Annotated in this window: 1 protein-coding gene; it reads right to left on the bottom strand. The window is 42.5% G+C overall.

The genetic code is table 11. The features are described 5' to 3' along the window. Nucleotides 1-348, bottom strand: a 348-nt coding sequence (locus ACFFIT_RS02080) for an IS30 family transposase (protein WP_385876059.1), incomplete at both ends; no start/stop codon positions are given.

Here is a 348-nt window from a genome sequence, read left to right as displayed (position 1 = left end):
AGGCCATTTGCGTTTTCATTTTGCCCTCTTTCCCAAGAATGATAAGGCTTAGCAAAATATGTTTCGCATCCTAATCTGCTTGCTATCACTTCATGCGCTGCAAACTCCCTGCCATTATCAAATGTGATGCTTAGCACTACTTCTTTTATAGGTTCAAGCATTTGCGTAATCGCATGCGTGACCTCTTCAGCGCTTTTACGACTAACTGGCAAAGCTAGTCGTAGTTTTGATTTTCGCTCATCCAAGGTTGCTAATGCACCTTTGTGTTTGTTTCCAATCATGGTATCAGCTTCCCAGTCACCGATTCGTGTTCGGTTATTGGCTGCTTCAGGTCTTTCATCAATATCT

It is taken from the genome of Thorsellia kenyensis (assembly GCF_042432445.1).
Lineage (GTDB): Bacteria > Pseudomonadota > Gammaproteobacteria > Enterobacterales > Thorselliaceae > Thorsellia > Thorsellia kenyensis.
Note: the sequence above shows the minus strand (reverse complement) of the source record. Positions and strands in the feature narration are given on the sequence as shown.